Source organism: Frankia sp. CcWB3 (assembly GCF_977927595.1).
This window is the reverse complement of record NZ_CDWRCK010000378.1, coordinates 1-2,926: the sequence shown is the minus strand read 5'-3', so window position 1 is coordinate 2,926 and position 2,926 is coordinate 1. Positions and strand designations below refer to the sequence as shown.

The 2,926-nt window shown below is 70.8% G+C and carries 4 protein-coding genes; 2 read left to right on the top strand and 2 right to left on the bottom strand.

Going from position 1 to position 2,926, the window contains the following annotated elements; all coding sequences use genetic code 11:
- Both ACY5KJ_RS19375 and ACY5KJ_RS19370 read left to right on the top strand, forming a co-directional pair.
- The coding region (locus ACY5KJ_RS19375; RefSeq protein ID WP_462204038.1) for a type II toxin-antitoxin system Phd/YefM family antitoxin at window positions 1-324 on the top strand (324 nt) is incomplete at its 5' end.
- The gene (locus ACY5KJ_RS19370; protein WP_462188872.1) at window positions 321-536 is read left to right on the top strand and encodes a type II toxin-antitoxin system RelE family toxin; all 216 of its coding nucleotides are present in this window, start codon (window positions 321-323) and stop codon (window positions 534-536) included. The genes ACY5KJ_RS19375 and ACY5KJ_RS19370, both read left to right, overlap by 4 nt.
- Window positions 537-821: 285 nt before the next feature.
- Here ACY5KJ_RS19370 and ACY5KJ_RS19365 read toward each other — a convergent pair whose 3' ends face one another.
- Together ACY5KJ_RS19365 and ACY5KJ_RS19360 are read right to left on the bottom strand one after the other, a co-directional pair.
- On the bottom strand, window positions 822-1,649 hold the full coding sequence (locus ACY5KJ_RS19365) for an SGNH/GDSL hydrolase family protein (RefSeq protein ID WP_462188871.1): 828 nt from the start codon (window positions 1,647-1,649) through the stop codon (window positions 822-824).
- A gap of 127 nt (window positions 1,650-1,776) precedes the next feature.
- Window positions 1,777-2,926: MMPL family transporter (locus ACY5KJ_RS19360; protein ID WP_462204037.1), on the bottom strand; the 1,150-nt coding region annotated here is incomplete at its 5' end.

Below are 2,926 nucleotides of genomic sequence, written 5' to 3'. Positions count from 1 at the left end.
CCAGTTCCCGGTAGGCTCGCGGTTATGACCGTCATGCCGTTCACCGAGGCGCGTAACCGCCTGTCGGAGCTCATCGACGAGGTGGAGCGAACTCATGATCGGGTGGAGATCACCCGCCATGGGCATGCCGTGGCAGTCCTGATCTCTCCCGATGATCTGGCGGCGCTGGAGGAGACGCTGGACGTGCTGGCGAGCCGGGAGGCGATGCGGCAGCTTGCGGAGTCCCGAGACGCGGTCGAGGCCGGTGACGTTCTCGATGCCGAGGAACTCGCCGCGCTCATGACAAAACGGGCGCGGAGCGCCGACCGGCCCGACGTGAGGTGACCGAGGCCGGTGAGCAGCCGTTCGAACTCCGGATCACCGGTCCCGCGGCTCGCGCTCTCGCCAGCCGACTGCCCGAGAAGATCGCGGCGGCTGTCCGCGAGTTCATCACGACCATGCTTCTGGACAACCCCCACCGGCTCGGTAAACGACTCCTCCTCCCGCCGTACGAGGGCACCTGCTCCGCTCGACGCGGCGGCTACCGCGTGCTGTAAAAATCGATGAGGAAAACCGCACCGTGACCGTGACTGTGACCGCCGTCGAGCACCGGTCTGGCGCGTACCGCTCCCGCTGACCGCGAGACGTGTCCATTCAGGTGGCGCCGGTCAGATGGCGCCGGTAGGTCGTTGGCCTGTGGGTTTGTGATGGGATGACACGTCGGGGCGGGTGCTTGATCGGGTTCGGTGGATCGTAATGGTCGGAGGTTGTGTCCGGTCTGTCGCCTGATAGCACCTTCTCGCGGGTGTCCCCGTTACCGTTGCAGCCGACGCGACCCATGATCACCAGGATACGGCGGGCGGCTCCCTGGTGGTACCGTGCACCCGATTCAGGGAAGGGAGCGCGGCGGCGGCCATCGCGGCTCCGTATCGCTCGGCCCCCGCGCTGAACACCGGGCAGGGGATCATCACGGGTACGGTCACCGGGCAGAAGTGGACGTGGTCGGGTCCGCGGACGACCACGGTGCCGTCCGGTCGGCAGGGCTCACCGGCCTGGCAGGGCAGTCGGTCGCTCCATCGACCGCGCATGGTGACCGCAAGGTCGGCGAAGACGACTTCCGTGCCGTCGTGCGCCGCGGCGATCGCCCGCCACATCCGGTCGAGGTCGGTCATCCCGTCCGCGCGGACGGGCTGGTCGGGCCGGGGTGGCGCCACCACGAGACGGACCTGTACCCCGGCCTCGCGTAACAACCGGACGGCGGCACCGGTGTCGGCGGGGTAGGCCGTCGCGACGTCGCGTCCCCGCATGCACGCCGATATCGTGTTTCCGGAGAAGGCCAGCACGGCGACCGTCGGCCGCCAGGCGCGGATCTGGACATCGACATCGGCGAGCCAGTCGCAGGGCGCGGTCCCACCGAAGGTACGTACCAGAACCTGCGCGCCGCCCTCTGTCGCGAGCCGGCTGAACGTCTCCCGGGCCTCCCAGGCCAGCGAGTCGCCCCAGAGCACGATCCGAGCCGGCGCCGGGCGTGCGGTGTCGATGATCCGGCCGCCCCAGCCGGCCCATACCTTGCCGGCCCCGAGTACCGGCAGTGCCAGCAGGAGCAGCGTTAGCAGGAGAAGCGCCAGCAGGAGAAGGAAGGCGACTGGTGGGAGGACGACGGCGAGCACGCCGCCGCGGTCCTTGCGACCGGGCGGTCGAGGCCTGCCGGGTCACCGGTTCCGGACGGCATCCGGAACCGGTGGATTCACGGTCGGGGTGCTGCGGGCCGACGGTGACATCGGATTCCGGTCTCCCTCACCGCCGGTCCGGTTGGGCTGTCCCGGCTGGCCGGGCTGGTTCGGGCACGGCCAGGGAAGAGGCCGTCGACGGATCGGCCTGTGGCCTGGCGTGTTCGGTCAGGCCGATCCGCTCCTGCAAGCGACGCAGCGGTCCCGGCGCCCACCACGCGATCGGCGCGACGAGCCGGAGTACCGAGGGCACCAGCAGGCCGCGCACCACGTAGGCGTCGAGCAGCACCGCCAGCGCGAGGCCCAGCCCGAGCAGCTTCAGGGCGGCGACCGACGAGGTCGTGAAGCCCGCGAAGACGACGGCGAGCAGCAGGGCCGCGAAGGTCACGATCCGTCCGGTGTGGCCGAGCGCCGTCGCCACCGAGCCGATCGGGTCGTCGGTCCGGTCGTACTCCTCTCTGACCCTGGAGAGCAGGAACACGCCGTAGTCCATTGACACGCCGAAGGCCACGCAGAACACGAGCACCGGGATGCCGGCGGGCAGGCTGCCGGTCGCGGTGACGTCCAACAGGCCGGCGAGATGACCGTCCTGGAAGATCCACACGAGTGGCCCGAAGACCGCCGCCATCGTGAGCATGTTCAGCGCCAGCGCGGACAGCGGTACGACGATGGAACCGAGCATGAGGAACAACGCGACGAAGGTGACCAGCGCGATTACCGCGCCGGCCAGCGGGGCTCGGGAGGCGATCGCGTCGATCGTGTCGACCCGCTCGGCCGCCTGGCCGCCGACGAGGGCCGGGAACGGCGCCGGGACCGCACGCAGGCCGCGTACCAGCCGGGTGCCTTCAGCGGAGATCGGTTCGACGGCCGGAACCACCGATAGATAGACGGCATCCGCGACGGCCTGGCGTGGGCGCGCCGCGGGCGTCGCCCCACCCAGCCGCCGGCCGTCCAGGTAGCTGCCGTCCGGGGCGTCCACCCGGGCCACTCCGTCAACGCGCGAGAGTGCGGCCGCGTACCCGGCGACCGCCGCCCCGCCGGGCGGCCCGGGGACATCCACGCCGACGACCCGCAATGGGCTGCTCTCCCGCCCGTCGAAGCCCGCCCGCAGGATCTCGGCCGCCGATCGGGCCGCGCTCGACGGAGGCAGGTTCCGATCGTCGTTGACGCCCAGGGAGAGATGGCCGATCGGAACGGCCACGAGCACGAACAGCGCG